Source organism: Pantoea sp. LS15 (assembly GCF_012241585.1).
Taxonomy (GTDB): Bacteria; Pseudomonadota; Gammaproteobacteria; order Enterobacterales; family Enterobacteriaceae; genus Enterobacter.
In genome coordinates, this window is the sequence record NZ_JAAVXA010000007.1 from 201,622 (window position 1) to 221,710 (window position 20,089).

The window sequence follows — 20,089 nt, forward strand, 5'->3', positions numbered from 1 at the left end:
CCCTGTCTATTATAATCCCCCGATATGCAGGGTTTTGACTTCCAGATACTCTTCCAGCCCAAGCACGGAGCCCTCGCGTCCAAGACCTGACTCTTTTACGCCGCCAAAGGGTCCCAGTTCCGTGGAAACGGCGCATTCGTTAATGCCAATCATCCCGCTCTCGATAGCCTGAGAAACACGGAAAACGCGTGAAAGATTCTGGGTATAGAAGTAAGCCGCCAGGCCATAAGGCGTGTTGTTGGCACGCTGGATGACCTCATCTTCTGAGGTGAAACGGAAGCACGCCGCTACCGGGCCAAACGTCTCTTCTTCTGCCAGCTTCATGCCTTCATGGCAGTCACCCAGTACAGTTGGCATCCAGAAATTCCCGCCAAGTGGATGGGGTTTCCCCCCTGCCAGTACGGTTGCCCCGCGGGCAACGGCATCGTCGACATGCTCACGTACCTTGTTGACCGCAGCAGGTTCAATCAGCGGTCCGACGACAACCCCCTCTTCAAGACCATTACCCACCTTCAGCGCCTTCACCGCATCGGCAAGTTTATTCACAAACTTGTCGTAGACGGTTTCCTGAATATAGAAACGGTTAACGCTCACGCAGACCTGCCCGGCATTACGGAATTTGTTGGCGATAGCACCTTTAACCGCTGCGTCGATATCCGCATCCTCAAAAACGATATACGGGGCATTCCCCCCCAGTTCCATCGAGACTTTTTTCATGGTGTCTGCGGCGTTACGCACCAGCGTTTTGCCGACGGAAGTCGAACCGGTAAAGGAGATTTTACGTACGTCCCGGCTGGCCATGATCGCGTCACTGATTTCATGGGTATTCCCGGCCACGGCGTTGAGGACACCGTCGGGCACACCTGCCTGCTTAGCCAGGGTAAGCAGCGCAAAAGCACTGAGCGGCGTGTTATTGGCTGGTTTGATCACCCCGGTACAGCCCGCAGCAAGCGCCGGGCCTAATTTACGGGTGAGCATCGCCATCGGGAAGTTCCACGGTGTAATCGCCGCGACCACACCAATGGGCTCGCGGGTTGCCAGAATGCGGGAACCGGGTTTGATCGGCGGAATAATTTCCCCGTTAGCGCGCTTGGCCTCTTCGGCAAACCACTGGATAAAGCTGGCGGCGTACTCTACTTCACCTTCCGCTTCTTTCAGAGGCTTGCCCTGCTCGGTGGTCATTAGCTGCCCGAGCCAGTGTTTATTTTCAATAATCAGTTCGTACCAGCGGTAAAGGATCGCCGAACGCTCTTTCGCGGTTTTGGCTCGCCAAGCCGGGAAAGCATTAGTGGCTGCGGCAATCGCAGCTTCGGTTTCCGCTTTACCCGCTTTCGCGACTTTAGCGATGACCTCGCCGGTCGCCGGGTTAAGAACATCAAACGTCGTGTCCAGCGTTTTCCAGATGCCATTAACCAGATAACCGGTCTGAAAAAGGATGTGGTCCTGAAGCGTCTCAGTCGTCATGTGTCCTCCCTTTCTGAATGTAAGAACGTGCTGGAATTAAGTATAGCCACAAAAAAACCGACGCTTTTGGCGTCGGCTTTTTTACTTCAGTCAGTTATCTGTGAGGGCATTCTGGTAGCGATGCAGCATAAACACCAGCCGTCCTACTGGCTCGGTCACCTGAGGCGGTGCTTCCCAGACCTTCAGCTTCTCCTGGTAGATATCGAGCTCTTCAAGCAGTTGCGTAAAGTAACGACGACGTTTGTCATCGCTGGTCGCGGAAAGCACATGGTCGGCAGTGCGGCGTAGCTGACGGTGGAAAGCCGACAGATCGTCGTTGATCGGCACAGGCGCGTTACGCAGACGCTGGTGCGCGATGATCATGGTTAATGCCAGCCGGAACTTAGCGATGTCACCCGGGAACTTGTTCAGTAGTAAAAACAACTGCTGATAGAGCGCTGGTAAGTGGTTTTCTTTGCGACGTGCGGTATTGGTGGTCATCGACGACACGGCAGCGGAAACAAACTGGTTCAACAATACACGGCCCGTTCTTGCCTGTGAGTTATCGCGTACCAGCAGAATAACCATCATTGCCAGGAAACACCCCACCAGCTGACCCAATGCGCTGTCGAGGAACTGGCTGAAATGGAAGGTCATCGGGTTATCCAGCACAATGATGTTAATCGTACTGGCCAGCGCCCCCAACGATCCCAGACGGCGCTTTTGCACTTCTATGCCGATAAAGAACGCCATTACCGCCAGACTTATGCAGAGCAGCAACATGCTCTGTTGCGTGGAAGGGATGATCACCAGGAAATAGAGCGCGCCTATCGGCAGAGCGGCAATGGTGCCGTACAGGAAATCAATCGCGACCATACGCGGGTTAGGCAGACGCATCGCCAGTGCAGTCACAACGGCGATCATCACCATTGCACCGCTGCCGGACGTCCAGCCGGTCCACAACCAGAACAGCGTACCGAGCATGCAGGCGAGCGTCGTACGCCAGAAGTTGACCATCGCGTGATGACGCTCGGCGGATTCCGCCTTAATCACCACTTCTCCCTGCAGCACCTCTTCTTCCGTCGCGCTGATTTTGGTATTGCTAACCACGCCGCGTTTCAGCAGCAGGTAACGCGTCGCAGCCCCGACCCAGGTGTAGATGGTCACAGGTGTGTCACGTTCCCCTGTCCAGGCAATGACCCGGCGCATGCGCTTAAGCTGCTTATGCACGTCCTGCACGGTTTCCACCGGCTCGGCAAACAGTTCGCGGAAGGTATTGGTGACCGCTTCCGGACGGGTGTTCTGGATCAGATAGGTTTCGCACGCCTGGGTAATCAGCGTTAAGGAGACCGTATTGAGGGCTTTAAGGCGACGATTCGCCCGGGCCCAGCGCGAAGACTCCATATTGAGGTTACTGCGCATTCCTTCCAGCGCCTGCGTGCGACGTACCAGCCCGCTCCAGGCCTTATCCACCTCTTCACTGTCACCATGCTTGATGCAGAGCTGCATCAGCTGGTACTGGGCAACAATCAGCGCATCCAGCTCGCGATCCACCTCTTGCTTGATAGAGCGAGGGGAGAAAAGCAGGTCAGCAACAATCGCGCAGACAATACCAATCACAATCTCACTGCAACGCTCCACCGCAAACTGTGGTGCAAGCAGCGGCTCGCTTTGGATAGTGATGACGATAATCAGCGCGGTGTAACCCGCCAGTCCCCAGGCGTAGGAGTTTTCTACTTTCACCAGAGACGAGACCCAGGTGCAGAAGCCCGCCCAGATACAGCACACCATCAGCATCAGCAGTGGGGTGCGGATCATCAAAATAATAATGGTCAGCGCCGCGAAACAACCGATAAACGTCCCAATGATACGCAGCATCCCGCGATAGCGGATCGCGCCAGAGTAAGGTTCACCACCGGCCGCGAATGCCGGACCAGCCGCGACAATTGCCGCCGTCAGCACCGCCCAGCGCGGGGTTTCAAGCTGGAAGTGGAAGCCGACAAACAGTGCCAGCACAATGGCACTCGCCAGCTTCACGGCAAAGCGAATGTGCTGGTTGGCGATGGAAAAGATACCCATAGCGATTAGCCAAACTCGCGCAGACGGTGGGCAATTTTACGGAACATCGACTCCTGGCTGGCATCCCGGTCTTTAGCGCCGGTAATCACCACCGTCGCCGTGGTACCCGCAGGCCAAACATTTCCCTGCTGTTCGTCCAGATGGATACGCACCGGCACACGCTGAGCCAGACGTACCCATTCCAGGTTAGAGTCCACCGTCGCCATCCCTTTTGCATCCTTAGAACTGCTGGCGTTGGTCACCCCTGCGGCGACGCTGTCGACGGTGCCTTTAAAGACGCGGTTGCTGCCAAGCGGTGTAATTTCGGCACGATAACCCGGACGCACGCCCTCAAGCTTAGTCTCTTCCATATAGGCGAGCACGTAGAAGGAGTTCTGTTTAACCAGCGCCACGGCCGTTGAGCCGCGGGTGATAAATTCCCCGGCATAGACATTAAGGTTAGTGACCCAGCCATCCGCCGGCGCGCGGATTACGGTGCGCTCCAGATCGAGCTTTGCCAGATCGCGCGTCGCTTGCGCTTTGGCCATCTGGTGGAGCACGGTTTGCAGCACGTTATTGGACTGGTCGATCTCTTCGCGGGACATGGCCTGAACACCCAACTGGTTACGACGGCCAGCCTCACGGCGTTTCTCTGCCGCCAGCGCCTGATAATAGGCCACGTCAGCTTCCGCTTCTTCCAGTGCTTTCTGGTAGCGAGGCTGATCGATGGTGAACAGTACCTGATCTTTTTTTACCAGTTGGTTATCGTGAACGTTGACCGCCGTGATAAGGCCAGCCACGTCGGGGGCTATGGCCACGACATCGGCGCTGAAACGCGCATCACGTGTCCACGGTGATTCCGTGTAATAGACCCAGGCCCGAAAAATAGCGATGAAGGCGAGGATAACCAGCGCCATGGTGATGGCGGTTCGGGAGATTTTTCTTGTTAGTGTTTTCACGTCAACCTCAGACAAACATGCGCGATATCAGGTAAAACAGGCAGCAATACAGCGCGGTATTGAACAATGCAGGGTGCCAGACGAAATCGTAGATCCCGGTAGGAACCAGCACCTTGCGCACCAGCCAGAAGATCGCCAGTGATAAAAGAAGCTCGAAAAATATCGGTGGGAACGACAGACCGAACACCACGATAACGGGAAACAGACTCATGTTGACCTTGATAAGAGAGAGTGCAGGCTACAGAATTTTTTAGCGCACGCCATCGCAGGAGAGCAAGATATGCCGGGCGAGAATGGCGCAGCCGTTAAGTAATTAATAATATATTAACGTAACTGTTATGCTGTTATCTATAATATGTGATCTAAATCACTTTTAAGCCAGAGTGAACAATGGAACGTTTAAAACGCATGTCGGTTTTCGCCAAAGTGGTTGAACTGGGCTCTTTTACCGCTGCTGCACGCCAGCTTCAGATGAGCGTCTCTTCAATCAGCCAGACGGTGTCCAAACTGGAAGATGAGCTTCAGGTCAAGCTGCTCAATCGCAGTACCCGCAGCATTGGGCTGACAGAAGCGGGTAAAATTTACTATCAGGGTTGTCGCCGCATGCTGCTTGAAGTGCAGGATGTCCACGAACAACTCTATGCTTTCAACAACACACCTATCGGCACACTGCGCATCGGTTGTTCTTCAACTATGGCACAAAATGTCCTCGCTGCCATGACAGCGGACATGCTGAAAGAGTATCCCGGATTAACCGTGAATCTGGTGACAGGTATTCCGGCGCCGGATCTGATTGCCGATGGTCTGGATGTGGTTATCCGCGTTGGAGCGTTGCAGGATTCCAGCCTTTTCTCGCGCAGGCTGGGCAGCATGCCGATGGTGGTTTGCGCCTCGAAAAGCTATCTGGCGCAGTACGGGGTCCCTGAGAAACCCGCCGACCTCACCAACCACTCATGGCTGGAATACAGCGTTCGACCGGATAATGAATTCGAACTGATTGCTCCGGAAGGGCTCTCCACCAGACTGTTGCCAGAAGGCCGGTTTATCACCAACGATCCAATGACCATTTCACGTTGGTTAGTGGCAGGAGCCGGGATCGCCTACGTGCCGTTGATGTGGGTGATCAACGAGATCAACAGCGGTGTACTGGAGATCCTCTTCCCTCGCTACCAGTCCGATCCGCGCCCGGTGTATGCCCTGTACACAGAAAAAGACAAGCTACCACTCAAGGTGCAGGTGTGTATTAACTATCTGACCGACTATTTTGTGGACGTGGCGGAGTTATTTCAGGGGATGCGCGGAAGAAGTAAGGAATAATCTATTAGTCGCGGAACACATATTTTGCACGAATATGTCCTGGATGAGACGCGCATTCATTCAGGAATTTTCCCTCGCCACTATCAGTAATAGCTAATTGACACTTCAGTTACCCTCCCATTACCTTATAAGAAGTCTGTCATTCAGACTGTTATTAATTTGTTACTGATATGAATAATAAAATGTATTTCACAGGATGACATTAAACAAGGAAAAGAAATGAATATATTTGAACAAACACCACCTTCGCGCAGGCGCTATGGACTCGCCGCGTTCATTGGTTTGATAGCCGGGATTGTCTCGGCCTTCGTGAAATGGGGAGCCGAGGTTCCGCTTCCGCCACGTAGTCCCACCGATTTATTCACTGGCGCATGCGGACCAGAGCAATTAATTAGAGCCGCAAGTCAGATTGATTGTTCGCGCAATTTTCTCAACCCACCTTATGTATTTTTACGCGACTGGCTGGGTATTGCCGATCCTAACGCGGCGGTTTATACATTTGCCGGACATATATTTAACTGGGTCGGCGTAACACATATTATTTTCTCAATTGTCTTCGCTGTAGGATATTGTGTAGTTGCGGAAGTCTTCCCGAAAATTAAACTCTGGCAAGGTTTGCTTGCAGGTGCGTTAGCCCAGCTTTTTGTCCACATGATCTCCTTCCCGCTGATGGGTCTGACACCGCCGCTGTTCGAACTTCCATGGTACGAACACGTCTCAGAAATCGTGGGTCATTTAGTGTGGTTCTGGTCGATCGAAATCATTCGTCGTGATTTGCGTAATCGCATCACACACGAGCCCGATCCGGAAATACCATTAGGTAACTTGCGTTAAAAAAAAGGCGCTACCTCTGTAGCGCCATTTTTTTATGCATCGTCAGATCAAGCGGTGCCACCCACCGTCAAATTGTCGACTTTCAGCGTCGGCTGACCTACGCCAACCGGCAGGCTCTGGCCCTCTTTACCACAGACGCCCACACCGTTATCCAGCTTCAGATCGTTTCCGACCATGGAGATCTGCTGCATGGCTTCAATACCGGAGCCAATCAGCGTCGCACCTTTCACCGCTTTGGTCACTTTGCCCTTCTCAATCAGATACGCTTCTGAGGTAGAGAAGACAAATTTACCGGAGGTGATGTCCACCTGGCCGCCACCAAAGTTTGGTGCGAAGATACCGTAATCGACGGATTCGATAATCTCCTGCGGTGTGGATTTGCCCGGCAGCATGTAGGTGTTAGTCATACGCGGCATCGGCAGATGCGCATAGGACTCACGACGACCATTACCCGTTGGCGCTACGCCCATCAGGCGCGCGTTGAGTTTGTCCTGCATGTAGCCTTTCAGCACACCGTTTTCGATCAGCACATTGTACTGTCCAGGCGTGCCTTCATCGTCGATAGCCACCGAGCCACGGCGATCGCGCATGGTGCCATCATCCACCACGGTGCAAAGCTCAGACGAGACAAGCTGCCCCATCTGGCCGCTGAATACAGACGTACCGCGACGGTTAAAGTCACCTTCCAGACCGTGACCCACCGCTTCGTGCAACAGTACGCCCGGCCAGCCAGCGCCCAGAACGACCGGGAATGTCCCCGCCGGTGCTGCAACGGCATTCAGATTCACCAGCGCCATGCGCACGGCTTCTTTTGCCCACGCGTCAGCGCGTGCTTCACCGTCAACATCGCCCAGGAACCAGTCATAGCCGAAACGACCGCCACCGCCGCTTGAACCGCGCTCGCGTTTGCCGTCGTCATCAACCTGTACGCTGATGGAGAGACGGACCAGCGGACGAACATCCGCTGCCAGAGTACCGTCCGTCGCCGCAACAAGAATCAGCTCATAGACACCGCTCAGGCTGGCAGAGACTTCCTGCACACGCTTGTCGGCAGCACGCGCCACTTTGTCCACGCGGCGCAGAATATCCAGCTTCTCTTCACGGCTCATGCTCTGCAGCGGATCAATGCTGGTATAGAGCGCAGAGTGCTGCACTTCACCCAGCGTTTTCACACGACCATCGCCGGTATCACGCACAATGGTACGCGCAGCCTGAGCACTCTGCTCCAGGGCGGCCAGGCTAATCTGATCGGCATAGGCAAAACCGGTTTTCTCGCCGCTGACGGCACGGACACCGACGCCCTGGTCGATGTTATAAGAGCCGTCTTTGATGATGCTGTCTTCTAAAACCCAGGATTCGTGATAGCTCGACTGGAAATAGAGATCGCCGTAGTCGAGACGGCGTTCGGTCAGTTGACCAAGAATGGAGAACAGGTCCTGATGGCTCAGGCCGTTCGCTGCGAGCAAATGTTCACTTACCAGGTTCAGACTCATCGTATTGCTACTCGTTCGTTGCCGCCTGTGGCGGTATAAAGATCGTATTTATTGAGAGTGAGGCAATTACCTGCCCACGTCAAATCATTGCTGTGCTTCTTTGCGCGGCTGGCGCAGCACTTCATTAATCTGCGGTTTATCTACCGGGCCGGTAATGTGGTAGCGCAGAATGGAGACCTTGCTCCACAGCGGCCCCAGCACTTTACTGGCGGCAAACACCGCCGCACCGACAATCGGGTTCACCACAAAGGCTGCTGCCACGCCAACGCTCGCGGAAATTTCCGGCGCCACCACGGCTTCCATATCCAGCTCTCGACGCACGAGGTTGACCGAGCCTTTCATCGCGATATCCGCTTCCAGGCCGTCCACCAGCGTGTCGTCCGTGTGCATAACGCCGTCTTTGATCCACGCCGTGCTGCGGATGGAATCGTAGTAGAACCCTTCGCTGAAGGTATCGCTAAAATCAAAGCGCAGCTTGCGCAGCAGCGCATCAAAACTCAGCAGTCGCAGGATCTGCCCGGCGCGCCCTGTACTTACGTCGGCGATTTCACCTTTACCGAAGCGGGTTTTCAGGATGCCGTTCAGCGAGGCTTCGTCCGGCGTCCACGGCGCGGCACGCCAGTGAAGATCGTAATCAACGTCAAATGATGAGCCACGCAACGGTGTGGTGATGCCAAAGAAATTGGCCGCAGCATCCAGTTTGTTGCCTTTAATGTCGCCCTTCAGAGAGGTACGTTGCCCGCCCGGGTTATTCACCCATTCTCCGGTAGCCGTCATGCGACCAAAACCGGTATCGACCAGGCCGCCGGTGAGCGTTAGCGTATTTCCCTGAATAGCGAAATCACCGTCGATACGGCCATATTTTTGCCCCCACAGCCAGCATTCGGCACAGCGCAACTGGAGATCAGGCCAGCCAGTAAAGTCGACGCGGGATGTATTACTTAACGGCGATGTATTTGCCGGTTGACCGTTCCCGCTCGCAGCTGTCGGGTTGTAGTAGAGGTAGCGGATCGCTGCCTGCCACGGTGCGTTATTACGCATGGTCAGCGCGCCGTTGATCTCTCTGCCCTGGGCCTCGACTTTCGTGCCGTTAGCCGTTGGCTGAGAAACAATACTCAGGTTGTTCCACTGCTGCCCACCCAACATCAACGACGGTGTACGTACGGTAATGGCCTGCGGGAACTGAGCGGTTTCATCAACGTTTTGCCCAACGCCTTTCTGGAACAGCGCCAGCCACTCTGCACCGTCCAGCGGCGGGAGATTCAGCTCAATGCCCGCCTGCTCTGGTAGCGGTGGTATTGAGCGGCTATCTGTTGTCCAGATGGCTTTGTCGAGTGTGAGCTTATGGTTAAGCAGCCAGCGGCTGTTGAAGTGATTTTTCCCGGCCGTGCTTCCGGTCAGCTCGAAGCTGTTCAGGTTGCCATCGACGTTAAGCTTGACTGACAGCGGCTGTCCGGCCTGTTTATCCAGCGGCGCAGGTAGCTGGCTATGAAGGTTTTTCAGGTCTCCCGTGATGTCGACCTTATAATGTGCGCCAGCGTGATAAGGCAGTTCGATTGCCACGTCCCCCTTCCAGGATGCCGACCCATCCACTGACGCTTCAATCGGCTTCGGCAGTACATCCATACGCGCTGGCTGCCAGTTACCATCGAGATTGACAGCCACCTGATACGCCTTTTCACCCTCAGTGGTCGTAAAGTCGATATTTACGGGTTGATTAAACCAGCTGGCAGTGAGCGGCTCGCTCTTCAGGTTACCGTTCACAAAACTGAACTGCCCACTGAGATTTTTCAGCGTGCTTTCAAGAGGTTTGATGTACAGGCTGTTATTCTTCAGACGGACGTCGCCTTTGGCGGTGGTCATCTCTCCGTCCAGCGGGATATCAAGATGTAAGCGAGCATTCACATCGCCATCAAGCTGCAATTGTTGTAGTGTCGCCGCCAGCGACGCTTTCAACGGCGTCTCCTCAAAATACGGTCCTACTGCTTTGCCCGGGCCGTTGATGTCGGCATCAATCAGCAGTTTCTCTTTTGAATAATCCGGGATGTTGGCCGTCAGATTGCTGGCCGTCACACCACCCAGCGCGACGCTGTCTGACTTCATCCATAATCCGTCATTGAGGAAGTTAAGTTCGATATCCAGGTTTTTCAGTGCTGGCCAGCCTGGCTGGAACGCAAAGGTGGCATTGTGCAACGGCACAAGGACCTGGAACTGACCTTCATTATGTTTGTACGGGAAAAGATGCGGGTTACCGCCATAGACCAGCGTGGCGTTATCCGCCTGTCCACCCTGGATCGCGCCGCTCAGATAGTCCACCAGCGCTTTCCCCATCAGGTTTTCCGGGAAATAGCGCCAGGCCTGAGAACCATCGTTGGTACTGATCCCGGCCAGAATCCCCAACCACGGCTCATCACCCTCTGGTTGCAGATAGCGAAAATCACCGCGCGCATGCACGGCTTTGGCTTTTACGTCGATATGGCGGCCATCGAGCTGGAAGCCCTTATCATTCTTGAGCCAGTTAAGTACCGCACTGCCTTGTTCAATTTCCAGTGGCGCGCGGAAGACCGTCTCGTAAGGCATTCTGGCGTCATGCATATCGACCGTCAGCCTGCCATTCTCTACGCTGCCTTCCAGCTTGCCGCTAAAGTGCTCCGCGCCTGGCAGTAACTTCCACTGCTTCCAGGCAAGATCTTTCCAGGTCGCCTGGAAGCGGGTTTTTTCCGTCGCCTGGAGCGGAATATCCAGCGCCAAAGTATCAATCTTTCCGCTCGGCTGCGTGGCCTGCCAGATTTCCCCGAGATCCGAAGAGAGCTTCGCCGCCATTGAGCGCAGACCTTCTATTGCGGCCAAATCCAGGTTACTGGCGCGAATGCGCAACTCATCGCTGCGTTTACTGGCCGCTCCTCCCACATCCTGCTCCGGCATCCAGGCAAGCATCAGCGCGCCACGCGGCCACGGCTTGTTGTCCATGGTGATGCGCGTATCCGGAATGGCAAACTGCCAGCCTCCTTTCTCCTGCGTCACGTGCGCGGTGAGGTTATCGACGGAAAGCTGATGCTGCTGTTTCTCACCCTTCCAGCTTGCTCCACCCTTTTTCAACCAGATATCGCCGCTGGCAAATTTCCCTTTCGTCAGGGTCATCCAGCCTTCAAGGCTGAAACGGGCGGTTTCCAGCTGCATATTTTGCTGAAGCCAGTCTCCCAGCCACGGTTTTACATCCACATCGTCGGCCTGAAGCCACACCTTACCGTTGTTGAGCAAGCCGTCATCGTCTCGCAGATCCATGCGCACCTGCATCACGCCGTGCTGACCGTTCAGGCTGGAGAGATTCACCTGTCCTTCCGCGCGGTGCCGATCCTTACCGTTGAGCCAGGTCAGTTGTGGGATCGCCAGTTCAGCACGCTGGCCAGAAAGCGTAATAAAGCTCACTTCGCTGTCACGAAGATCGAAATGATCGAACTGGCGCAGGAAGAGATCGCTGAAACGGTTGGCTTCAAGACCCTGGCTACTGTCCCCACCGGACAGCGGCGTATTGGTCAAAAACTGGAGTTGATAAAAGGTGAGATCGCGAAACTGCCAGCGTAAATGCAGAAGGCTTTGCCAGACATCCAGCGCAAGGGTCACGCGTTTGATTTTCAGGTAGCCGCCATCTTTCAGGCTGGCGTTGATATCCCGGACATCGAGCGCCGGGCCAAAATTCTGCCAGTTAGCACTGATCTGGCTTACGTCCACCGGCACGCCGGTGGTGGATTCGATTTTCGCCAGCAGTTGCGGACGCCAGCTGTCCAGATGCGGTAAAACGAGGCGTAGCCCGCTCACGAGCAACGCGACAATCACGACCAGCGTTGCCCCTGTAAGCAATAAAATCCCCGGCAATCGCCTCACGCATCTCTCCTTGTCAGCTTTGGTCACGCAGCGTACTGCGTCTTACATCATCACGACGTCAAACTGCTCCTGGTTATAGAGCGGTTCAATTTGTACTTTTACCTGTTTGCCGACAAAGATTTCCACTTCCGCCAGCGCGTGCGACTCTTCGCCTTTCAACGCTTCAGCCACCGCAGGGGAAGCATAGACCAGAAAACGATCGGAGTCGTAGGCATGATGAACACGCACGACTTCACGCATGATTTCGTAGCAGACAGTCTCAACCGTCTTTACCGTTCCGCGGCCATGGCAGGTTGGGCATTCATTACACAGCACATGTTCAACACTTTCACGGGTACGCTTACGCGTCATTTCCACCAGCCCGAGCTGTGAGAAACCGTTGATGCTGGTTTTCACGCGATCTTTACTCAGCGCCTGCTCCAGCGAGTGCAGCACGCGGCGGCGATGGTCTTCATTACTCATATCGATAAAGTCGATGATGATAATGCCGCCGAGGTTGCGCAGACGAAGCTGGCGCGCAATCGCCTGCGTGGCTTCAATGTTGGTATTGAAGATAGTGTCATCCAGATTGCGGTGACCAACAAACGCGCCGGTATTGATATCAACGGTGGTCATCGCTTCGGTCTGATCGATGATCAAATACCCACCAGACTTCAGTTCAACCTTACGCTCCAGCGCACGCTGGATCTCGTTTTCGACATCATAGAGATCGAAGATCGGCTGACGCCCTGAGTAATGCTCCAGCAAGCCAGGCATCTCGGGGATGTATTCAGCAGTAAACTCCAGCAGGGCTTCATACGTCAGACGGGAATCCACGCGAATGCGGTCGAGCTGTGCATCGGCAAAGTCACGCAGAACACGTTGAGCAAGTGCCAGCTCACCATAGAGCTGGTAGCGGGTCTGGTTGCGTTTTTTACGCTCCATCACTTTGGTCCAGACACGCTTCAGGTAAGCCGCATCAGACGCCAGGTCTTCTTCACTGATCCCTTCCGCGGCGGTACGGATAATAAACCCACCCTGCTCATCACAGTAAGCGCTGACCACTTTCTTCAGACGCTCACGTTCGCTTTCGCTCTCAATACGCTGTGAAACGCCCACGTGCGACGCACCAGGCATAAAGACCAGATAACGGGAAGGTAAAGTGATGTCGGTCGTCAGACGAGCACCTTTGGTGCCGAGGGGATCTTTAACCACCTGCACCATCAGATCCTGCCCCTGACGCACCAATTCAGAAATATCGCGGACGGCAAATTGCTTTTGCTCTTCACCTGCAACGCACTCGGTGTGCGGCATGATATCGGAGGCATGTAAAAATGCCGCCTTATCCAGTCCAATATCTACAAAAGCCGCCTGCATACCCGGTAGTACACGACTGACACGACCTTTGTAGATATTGCCTACTATTCCGCGTCGCGCTTCACGCTCAATATGAATTTCCTGAAGAATGCCACCATCAATGTAGGCCACACGGGTTTCCGATGGCGTTACGTTTACCAACAATTCAGCCGTCATAATTATCCCTTCCCTCACGCAGTGAGTTAAAATTGCTCAGCAACTCATACGTTTCCACCAGCGGTAAGCCGACTACGGCGTGATAGCTGCCATTAATCTTCCTGACAAAACAGCCACCCAGCCCCTGAATACCGTATGCACCTGCCTTATCCATCGGTTCACCGCTGGCAATGTAAGCGGTGATCTCGTCGTCGGTAAGCACTCTGAATGTCACATCCGTCACGACCAGGCAATCCAGCACGTTCTGGCTGTCTGCCAGTGCGACGGCCGTCATCACCTGATGCGTTTGTCCGGACATTTTGCGCAGCATACGCGCCGCATGATCGGCGTCGCGCGGTTTCTCAAGCACTTCACCGTTAAGAATAACGATGGTATCTGCCCCCAGCACCGGAAGGTCACGTGGCACACTGGCTACGCCAGCCTGCGCTTTCTCGCGCGCAAGGCGAGACACGTACTGTTGAGCACTTTCGCCCTCAGCACGTTTTTCTTCAATGCCGGTCACGATGCGTTCAAAAGATACCCCTAACTGCGTCAGGAGTTCCTGACGGCGCGGGGAGCCAGAAGCGAGATACAAAGACGTCATAGAAACCTTTTATTGCACGGCAAACTGCTGGCGAATCTTACGCATCAGCAGGAATAACCACGGCCAGAGCACACCGTTTACTACACTACTCCAGAACACTTCCGGTCGGAAAGAGACGTTGATCACTAAAAACTCTGCCCAGAAAACAACGATATCCGCAGCAAGCGACAACAACATCACTACCAGGGCCTGTTGCCAGAGCGCGAGGTTACGAAAGAGCTGGAATTTAAGTGCGACGAGGTACGCAATAATGCTCATGGACAACGCGCGCACACCAAGCGTAGAGCCACTAATGAGATCCAGTATGGCACCCATCACAAAACCTGTGCCGACATTTACGCGATGCGGCAGGGCAAGGATCCAGTAGAGCAAAATGAGTAACACCCAGTTTGGCCGGAAAACAAGAATGTCATCCGGCCAGGGCATAACCTGCAGTAACAGCGCAATGAGAAACGAGAGCCAGATGACCCAGCGTCCCTGGCTACGATAACTTGCCACTACTGCCCTCCCGAAGAGAGTTTAGGCGGTGGTGGCGCATCCGGCAGCGGCTGCGTTAACCCTGTTGCTGGCGCCGGGACTGGCGCAGGCGGCCCCATGGAATCTGCAGGCGGGAGAACCTGCGGCATCATCTGCATCAGACGCTCATTCGCCACACGATGCACCTCTTCAGGTGTCATCGGGTTAGCACCATTACGATCGGCTCCCCACAGCAGCAGCAGATAGCGCAGACGCTGTAAACCTGCGGTTGGACGCGCCTGAATCACGGTATAGGCACGCTGAGTATCGAGTTTCACCGAAGAGACCACCGCAACCGGATAGCCTTCCGGGAAACGTCCACCCAGACCGGAGGTCACCAGTACGTCACCGACACGGATATCCGTGTTCGCTGGCAGGTGTTCCAGTTGCAGATCATCCGTACAACCGTTACCGGCGGCGATCACGCGAATGTCGTTACGCAGGACCTGAATCGGCAGCGCATGGGTAGCATCGCAAATCAGCAGAACGCGGCTGGTCAGTTTGGCCACGGCAACAACCTGGCCCACAACGCCTTTATCACTGATGACAGGCTGACCTTCATACACACCGTTTACGCTACCTTTGTCGATCACAACCTGATCGCTGTAAGGGTCGTTTACGGTGGAAATCACCTGCGTCACCATCTTCTGCTCATCCTGACGCAGCGGCGAACCGAGCAGTTCACGCAGACGCGCATTTTCCTGCTTATATTGCCCCAGCATCAGCAGTTCGCTGTTTTTCAGCAACAGTTCCTGACGTAATGCCCGGTTTTCGAGTTCGAGTTGGTCGCGCGAAGACAGCGTTTGAGAAACGGAGTCGAGTAGTTCGCGGGGACCATTTGATACAAAGTAGAAAGGACTGACGGCGGTATCCATGTACGTTCTGATCTGACTGAACGTACCGAGGCGGCTATCGGCAATAATGACCCCAAGCGCCACCAGAACCGCCAGAATGAGGCGAAACTGTAGCGATGGGCCACGGCTAAAAATTGGCTTCATAGGCTATGCGTATTCTCGTGTCAGAGAGAAAGGGTAGCGATACGCTACCCTTTCACAATGACTACTCTTCGCTGAACAAGTCGCCGCCGTGCATGTCGATCATTTCCAGCGCCTTGCCACCACCACGGGCGACGCAAGTCAGTGGATCTTCTGCAACTACGACAGGAATACCTGTCTCTTCCATTAACAGGCGGTCGAGGTTACGCAGCAGCGCACCACCACCGGTCAGAACCATACCGCGCTCGGAGATATCGGACGCCAGTTCTGGCGGGCACTGTTCCAGCGCAACCATTACCGCGCTTACGATGCCGGTCAGCGGTTCCTGCAGTGCTTCCAGAATTTCGTTGGAGTTCAGGGTGAAACCACGTGGAACACCTTCAGCCAGGTTACGGCCGCGTACTTCAATCTCACGCACTTCATCGCCCGGATACGCAGAGCCGATTTCGTGTTTGATACGCTCTGCAGTGGCTTCACCGATCAGAGAGCCGTAGTTACGGCGAACGTAATTAATGATGGCTTCGTCGAAGCGGTCACCACCAATACGCACGGAAGAGGAGTAAACCACACCGTTCAGAGAGATAACGGCGACTTCAGTGGTACCACCACCGATATCCACCACCATAGAACCCGTTGCTTCAGACACAGGCAGACCTGCACCAATTGCCGCAGCCATTGGCTCTTCAATCAGGAATACTTCACGAGCACCTGCACCTTGGGCAGATTCACGGATTGCGCGACGCTCAACCTGGGTTGCGCCAACCGGCACACACACCAGAACACGCGGGCTTGGGCGCATGAAGCTGTTGCTGTGAACTTGCTTAATGAAGTGCTGAAGCATTTTTTCAGTCACGAAGAAGTCAGCGATAACGCCGTCTTTCATTGGGCGAATTGCGGCGATGTTGCCAGGGGTACGACCCAGCATCTGCTTCGCGTCATGACCCACTGCAGCAACGCTTTTCGGCGAGCCTGCACGATCCTGACGAATGGCCACAACAGAAGGCTCATTCAATACGATGCCTTGTCCTTTTACATAAATAAGGGTATTCGCGGTACCCAGGTCAATGGACAGGTCATTGGAAAACATGCCACGAAATTTTTTCAACATACTAAGGGATAATCCTGAAAGCTGGGGCGGAAAACAAAATCCGCTTACTTTACCAACCACACGCAGCAGCGACAAGGCGCAAAAATCATCTGCAACGGTGAAAATTTGTGCAGTACGTTTCCTGATGTTACAAAATCATCCCCTGACTCCCTCAGGGCTGAGTAAACAGTAGCGTTCCCCACTGACGTTTGTAACCCGTTAAAGGTCGTTCACTGGCTTTTTGCTCGACATACTCAAAGCTACAGGCGCGATATTCTACGTGAAAACAGCGTAAACGGCAGGTCAAACAGAGTATCTTTGCAAATATTTTTTCACGTTGGTGTCAAGCGGCTGAGAGGCGGCAAAAAAATCCCCCTGACCACCCATCACACCGCGCTCTGTTAACATCTGCCATTCACCTCTGGAGCGCACACCTGTGGCAAATACTTGCGTTCGCGTTCCCTTGCACGCTTCAACCAGACTCTGTACCAGCAGCTGGTTTTCCGTACGCTTCTCAATATTCCTTACCAACCCCGGATGTAACTTTAATAACTCTACATCCAGCTCTTTGATCCAGTTAGTACTGACCAGCGTCAGCCCGGCATGCGTAACGGCTACACGCGCGCCGAGCGCATTGATCAAACGTACCACCGGTCGCAACCGGCTGATGTGTTGACCAACATCTGCCTCTGCAAGTTCAAAAATAATATGTTTGCGTTGCGATTTTTCGCATTGCATTAATGTATCACGCAGCCAGCGCTGAAAACGCGGGCGTATTAACGACTCTACGGTGACCTGTAATGCCAGGGTTTCTTCTGGCCAGAAGGATAAAAACGGAATCAAACGGCTAATTTGCTGGCGGTCATACTCTTCGGAGAGCCCAAACTGCAGCACCATCGGCAGGTATTCCGCAGAAATAACTTCTTCCGTGCCGTCAAAAATACGGCACATCAATTCACGATGATGAACATGCCCGTTTTTCATGACTGCAGGTTTTTGATAAATACGTGGCCCACCGCGACTGAGCATTTGCTCTATCAGGGTTCGCCAGCGCACATTGCCACGCCCTTTTTCCGGTAGCGAGTCGTCATAAACCGCCCACCCGTTCGCCCCTTGTAACACGGCGTTGCGGGTGGCCGCTTCCGCGTGTTCCATCACTTGTTCTGTTGATTGCCCGCCGCGCCAGGCACAGATCCCCATATGCACCATATCGTCCCTGTCGAGCATTTTGCTCTGCGGCAGCGCATCCACCGCCTTCAGCAACTGGCTGGCGATGCTTTCCGACTCCTTCAACGTACGATGAGGCAACAATACGGCAAAGTCGCTGCGGTGATAGCGGGCCAGTAGCGCCCCCGGGTAGCGCATAATAAAGGTGGAGAGCAGGTTGATCAGCGTAAAGAGATTTTCTTCCGCAACCCGCTGTCCCCATGTGTCGCGAAGGAGATCAAAATCGGGCAGGCGAATCATCATTACCACCCCGTGCGTCCCCACCTTTTCCGGATCCTCAAGCAATGTGGCCAGTTGGTTGTCAAAGAACAGGCGGTTGTTAAGGCCGGTTTTATTATCCTGCGCAGCATAGGAGCGGATCAGCGTATCCATACGGCTGCGCTGGTCACTGGCGAACTGGATTTCTGAAAGCAACGTATCCAGCGCGCTACTGGCGCGTGAAGGCCATTCATGGACGGAACCGCGCACCTGGGGGCCGCGTTCACCGTTAAGGATCCGCACAGAGCGAACCTCCAGCAGTTCCTGCCCGGAGAGCTGGCGTCGCAGCCAGCGGACAGCAAGAAAAATAAGCAGGACGATAAACGCGACAGCAATGGTGAGTGGCGCAGTGGTCATCATGGAGCGGAAGTAACTGGCCATCGGATCAAGGTAGACCATGTGCAGGGTCATCCCAGGATTTTTAAGTGAGTGTACCGTCACTTCCCGATACTGGCTCACCGCACCTGCAGGCCGATAACTATCCTGACGTATATGACTAAAAACCCGATGTTTTCCCTGCTGAATGTCGATCTGAACAATATCAACAGGTGCCATCAACTCATCCAGTTCGCGAGAAAGTTCTGGCAGCGGCGTCGTCAGCAGACGGGCATCAACCACCGAAGCAACCGCCTGGACCCGGTTGACCAGTTTGCCCTGAATGGCGTTATAAAAGCTAAGAGAGCAGCCAAGTAGCGTGACAAAAATGGTAAGCCCCGTCAGCAAGGTGATAAAAGCTGAGAACTTCGTCGTTAATCGCATCCTTGAGATTACTCCGTAGGTTGATGGGGTAGCGAGTAAGCGCTAACTTGCATTTCAAATGCGGCATACTATCAAATCGGCTGTAACTGGCAATTTATTGCGTTAAATCGACATTGCTTTTCCCTGAGCGAGTATAGTCTTCAGAAATTATTTTCCAATCATCTGAGTCGTGGGGACCCCATATGCAGGCTTTGATCTTAGAACAGCAGGACGGCAAAACGCTTGCCTCAGTGCAAACCGTTGAAGAGACTCGCTTGCCGGAAGGCGAAGTCACCGTCGACATCGACTGGTCCAGTTTAAATTATAAAGATGCACTGGCTATCACCGGCAAAGGGAAAATCATCCGAAATTTCCCTATGGTGCCCGGTATTGATTTTGCTGGCCGGGTTCATACCAGCGAGGATCCGCGCTTCCATCCAGGCCAGCAGGTACTTCTCACCGGCTGGGGTGTGGGTGAAAATCACTGGGGTGGGCTGGCCACGCAGGCGCGTGTTAAGGGTGACTGGCTGGTCCCCATGCCAAAGGGGATGGATGGCCGCAAAGCAATGATCATTGGCACAGCAGGCTTTACCGCCATGCTGTGCGTGATGGCGCTGGAAGATGCGGGCATCCGCCCGGAATCGGGTGAAATTGTCGTGACCGGCGCCAGCGGTGGCGTGGGTAGCACAGCAGTCACGCTGTTGCACAAACTGGGTTATCAGGTCGCCGCGGTTTCGGGTCGTGAAAGCACCCACGATTATCTGCGCAAACTCGGCGCTGACCGCATACTTAGCCGCGACGAGTTTGCCGAAACCCGCCCACTGGAAAAACAGGTCTGGGCAGGCGCAGTAGACACCGTCGGTGACAAAGTGCTGGCGAAAGTGCTGGCGCAGATGAACTACGGCGGCTGCGTGGCAGCCTGCGGACTGGCGGGGGGATTTGCCCTGCCAACAACGGTGATGCCATTTATTTTGCGTAACGTTCGCCTGCAGGGGGTCGATTCCGTGATGACGCCAGCGGCACGTCGTCATGAAGCCTGGGAACGACTGGTGCGCGATCTACCAGAATCCTTCTATACCCAGAGCGCAACGGAAATTAGCCTCAGCCAGGCACCGGAATATGCCAGTAAGATCATGGACAACCAGTTCCACGGTCGCGCGCTGGTGAAAATTGCCTAATCTTCA

Annotated in this window: 15 protein-coding genes; 3 read left to right on the top strand and 12 right to left on the bottom strand. The window is 54.3% G+C overall.

Going from position 1 to position 20,089, the window contains the following annotated elements; genetic code table 11:
- Positions 1-9: 9 nt before the first annotated feature.
- The 4 genes from HED65_RS12955 to aaeX form a co-directional block, all read right to left on the bottom strand.
- A complete protein-coding gene (locus HED65_RS12955) occupies positions 10-1,464 on the bottom strand; it encodes an NAD-dependent succinate-semialdehyde dehydrogenase (protein ID WP_114978873.1) in 1,455 nt (484 codons plus the stop codon).
- A 90-nt stretch (positions 1,465-1,554) separates the two neighbouring features.
- Positions 1,555-3,522: a p-hydroxybenzoic acid efflux pump subunit AaeB gene (gene aaeB, locus HED65_RS12960; protein WP_114978874.1), complete on the bottom strand. Its 1,968-nt coding sequence runs from the start codon at positions 3,520-3,522 to the stop codon at positions 1,555-1,557.
- Between the two features lie 5 nt (positions 3,523-3,527).
- Positions 3,528-4,460: a p-hydroxybenzoic acid efflux pump subunit AaeA gene (gene aaeA / locus HED65_RS12965; RefSeq protein ID WP_114978899.1), complete on the bottom strand. Its 933-nt coding sequence runs from the start codon at positions 4,458-4,460 to the stop codon at positions 3,528-3,530.
- A 7-nt stretch (positions 4,461-4,467) separates the two neighbouring features.
- Positions 4,468-4,671: a p-hydroxybenzoic acid efflux pump operon protein AaeX gene (gene aaeX, locus HED65_RS12970; protein ID WP_003860416.1), complete on the bottom strand. Its 204-nt coding sequence runs from the start codon at positions 4,669-4,671 to the stop codon at positions 4,468-4,470.
- Positions 4,672-4,850: 179 nt separating this feature from the next.
- Here aaeX and aaeR point away from each other — a divergent pair, with 179 nt between their 5' ends.
- Complete coding sequence (gene aaeR / locus HED65_RS12975) at positions 4,851-5,777, top strand: HTH-type transcriptional activator AaeR (RefSeq protein WP_028017000.1); 927 nt, start codon at positions 4,851-4,853, stop codon at positions 5,775-5,777.
- A 219-nt stretch (positions 5,778-5,996) separates the two neighbouring features.
- Entirely contained in the window at positions 5,997-6,611 is a 615-nt protein-coding gene (locus HED65_RS12980) for a YagU family protein (protein ID WP_114978875.1), read from the top strand.
- A 47-nt stretch (positions 6,612-6,658) separates the two neighbouring features.
- On the opposite strand, the gene tldD is transcribed toward HED65_RS12980, so the two are convergent.
- From tldD to csrD, 8 genes are all read right to left on the bottom strand, one after another.
- The gene (gene tldD / locus HED65_RS12985) at positions 6,659-8,104 is read right to left on the bottom strand and encodes a metalloprotease TldD (protein ID WP_028016998.1); all 1,446 of its coding nucleotides are present in this window, start codon (positions 8,102-8,104) and stop codon (positions 6,659-6,661) included.
- Between the two features lie 84 nt (positions 8,105-8,188).
- Positions 8,189-11,989: an AsmA2 domain-containing protein YhdP gene (yhdP, locus tag HED65_RS12990; RefSeq protein ID WP_114978876.1), complete on the bottom strand. Its 3,801-nt coding sequence runs from the start codon at positions 11,987-11,989 to the stop codon at positions 8,189-8,191.
- 42 nt (positions 11,990-12,031) lie between these two features.
- Positions 12,032-13,501 (bottom strand): ribonuclease G, encoded by a 1,470-nt coding sequence (gene rng / locus HED65_RS12995; protein ID WP_114978877.1) that lies wholly within the window; start codon positions 13,499-13,501, stop codon positions 12,032-12,034.
- A complete protein-coding gene (locus HED65_RS13000; protein ID WP_028016995.1) occupies positions 13,491-14,084 on the bottom strand; it encodes a Maf family protein in 594 nt (197 codons plus the stop codon). Before HED65_RS13000 ends, rng begins: the two co-directional genes overlap by 11 nt.
- Before the next feature lie 9 nt (positions 14,085-14,093).
- Complete coding sequence (mreD, locus tag HED65_RS13005) at positions 14,094-14,582, bottom strand: rod shape-determining protein MreD (RefSeq protein WP_028016994.1); 489 nt, start codon at positions 14,580-14,582, stop codon at positions 14,094-14,096.
- Positions 14,582-15,598: a rod shape-determining protein MreC gene (gene mreC / locus HED65_RS13010; RefSeq protein ID WP_023309400.1), complete on the bottom strand. Its 1,017-nt coding sequence runs from the start codon at positions 15,596-15,598 to the stop codon at positions 14,582-14,584. The genes mreD and mreC overlap by 1 nt, the downstream gene beginning before the upstream one ends.
- 61 nt (positions 15,599-15,659) lie before the next feature.
- Positions 15,660-16,703, bottom strand: coding sequence for a rod shape-determining protein MreB (mreB, locus tag HED65_RS13015; RefSeq protein ID WP_000913396.1), 1,044 nt, complete (start codon positions 16,701-16,703; stop codon positions 15,660-15,662).
- A gap of 282 nt (positions 16,704-16,985) precedes the next feature.
- Entirely contained in the window at positions 16,986-18,926 is a 1,941-nt protein-coding gene (gene csrD, locus HED65_RS13020; protein ID WP_114978878.1) for an RNase E specificity factor CsrD, read from the bottom strand.
- A gap of 182 nt (positions 18,927-19,108) precedes the next feature.
- On the opposite strand from csrD, the gene acuI reads away from it, so the two are divergent.
- Positions 19,109-20,083 (top strand): acrylyl-CoA reductase (NADPH), encoded by a 975-nt coding sequence (acuI, locus tag HED65_RS13025; protein ID WP_114978879.1) that lies wholly within the window; start codon positions 19,109-19,111, stop codon positions 20,081-20,083.
- Positions 20,084-20,089: the final 6 nt, after the last annotated feature.

What these genes read in the sequence shown, in the direction of transcription:
- HED65_RS12955 (WP_114978873.1), bottom strand. Translation starts at nt 1,464, where the DNA reads ATGACGACTGAGACGCTTCAGGACCACATCCTTTTTCAGACCGGTTAT.
- aaeB (WP_114978874.1), bottom strand. Translation starts at nt 3,522, where the DNA reads ATGGGTATCTTTTCCATCGCCAACCAGCACATTCGCTTTGCCGTGAAG.
- aaeX (WP_003860416.1), bottom strand. Translation starts at nt 4,671, where the DNA reads ATGAGTCTGTTTCCCGTTATCGTGGTGTTCGGTCTGTCGTTCCCACCG.
- aaeR (WP_028017000.1), top strand. Translation starts at nt 4,851, where the DNA reads ATGGAACGTTTAAAACGCATGTCGGTTTTCGCCAAAGTGGTTGAACTG.
- HED65_RS12980 (WP_114978875.1), top strand. Translation starts at nt 5,997, where the DNA reads ATGAATATATTTGAACAAACACCACCTTCGCGCAGGCGCTATGGACTC.
- tldD (WP_028016998.1), bottom strand. Translation starts at nt 8,104, where the DNA reads ATGAGTCTGAACCTGGTAAGTGAACATTTGCTCGCAGCGAACGGCCTG.
- rng (WP_114978877.1), bottom strand. Translation starts at nt 13,501, where the DNA reads ATGACGGCTGAATTGTTGGTAAACGTAACGCCATCGGAAACCCGTGTG.
- HED65_RS13000 (WP_028016995.1), bottom strand. Translation starts at nt 14,084, where the DNA reads ATGACGTCTTTGTATCTCGCTTCTGGCTCCCCGCGCCGTCAGGAACTC.
- mreC (WP_023309400.1), bottom strand. Translation starts at nt 15,598, where the DNA reads ATGAAGCCAATTTTTAGCCGTGGCCCATCGCTACAGTTTCGCCTCATT.
- mreB (WP_000913396.1), bottom strand. Translation starts at nt 16,703, where the DNA reads ATGTTGAAAAAATTTCGTGGCATGTTTTCCAATGACCTGTCCATTGAC.
- csrD (WP_114978878.1), bottom strand. Translation starts at nt 18,926, where the DNA reads ATGCGATTAACGACGAAGTTCTCAGCTTTTATCACCTTGCTGACGGGG.
- acuI (WP_114978879.1), top strand. Translation starts at nt 19,109, where the DNA reads ATGCAGGCTTTGATCTTAGAACAGCAGGACGGCAAAACGCTTGCCTCA.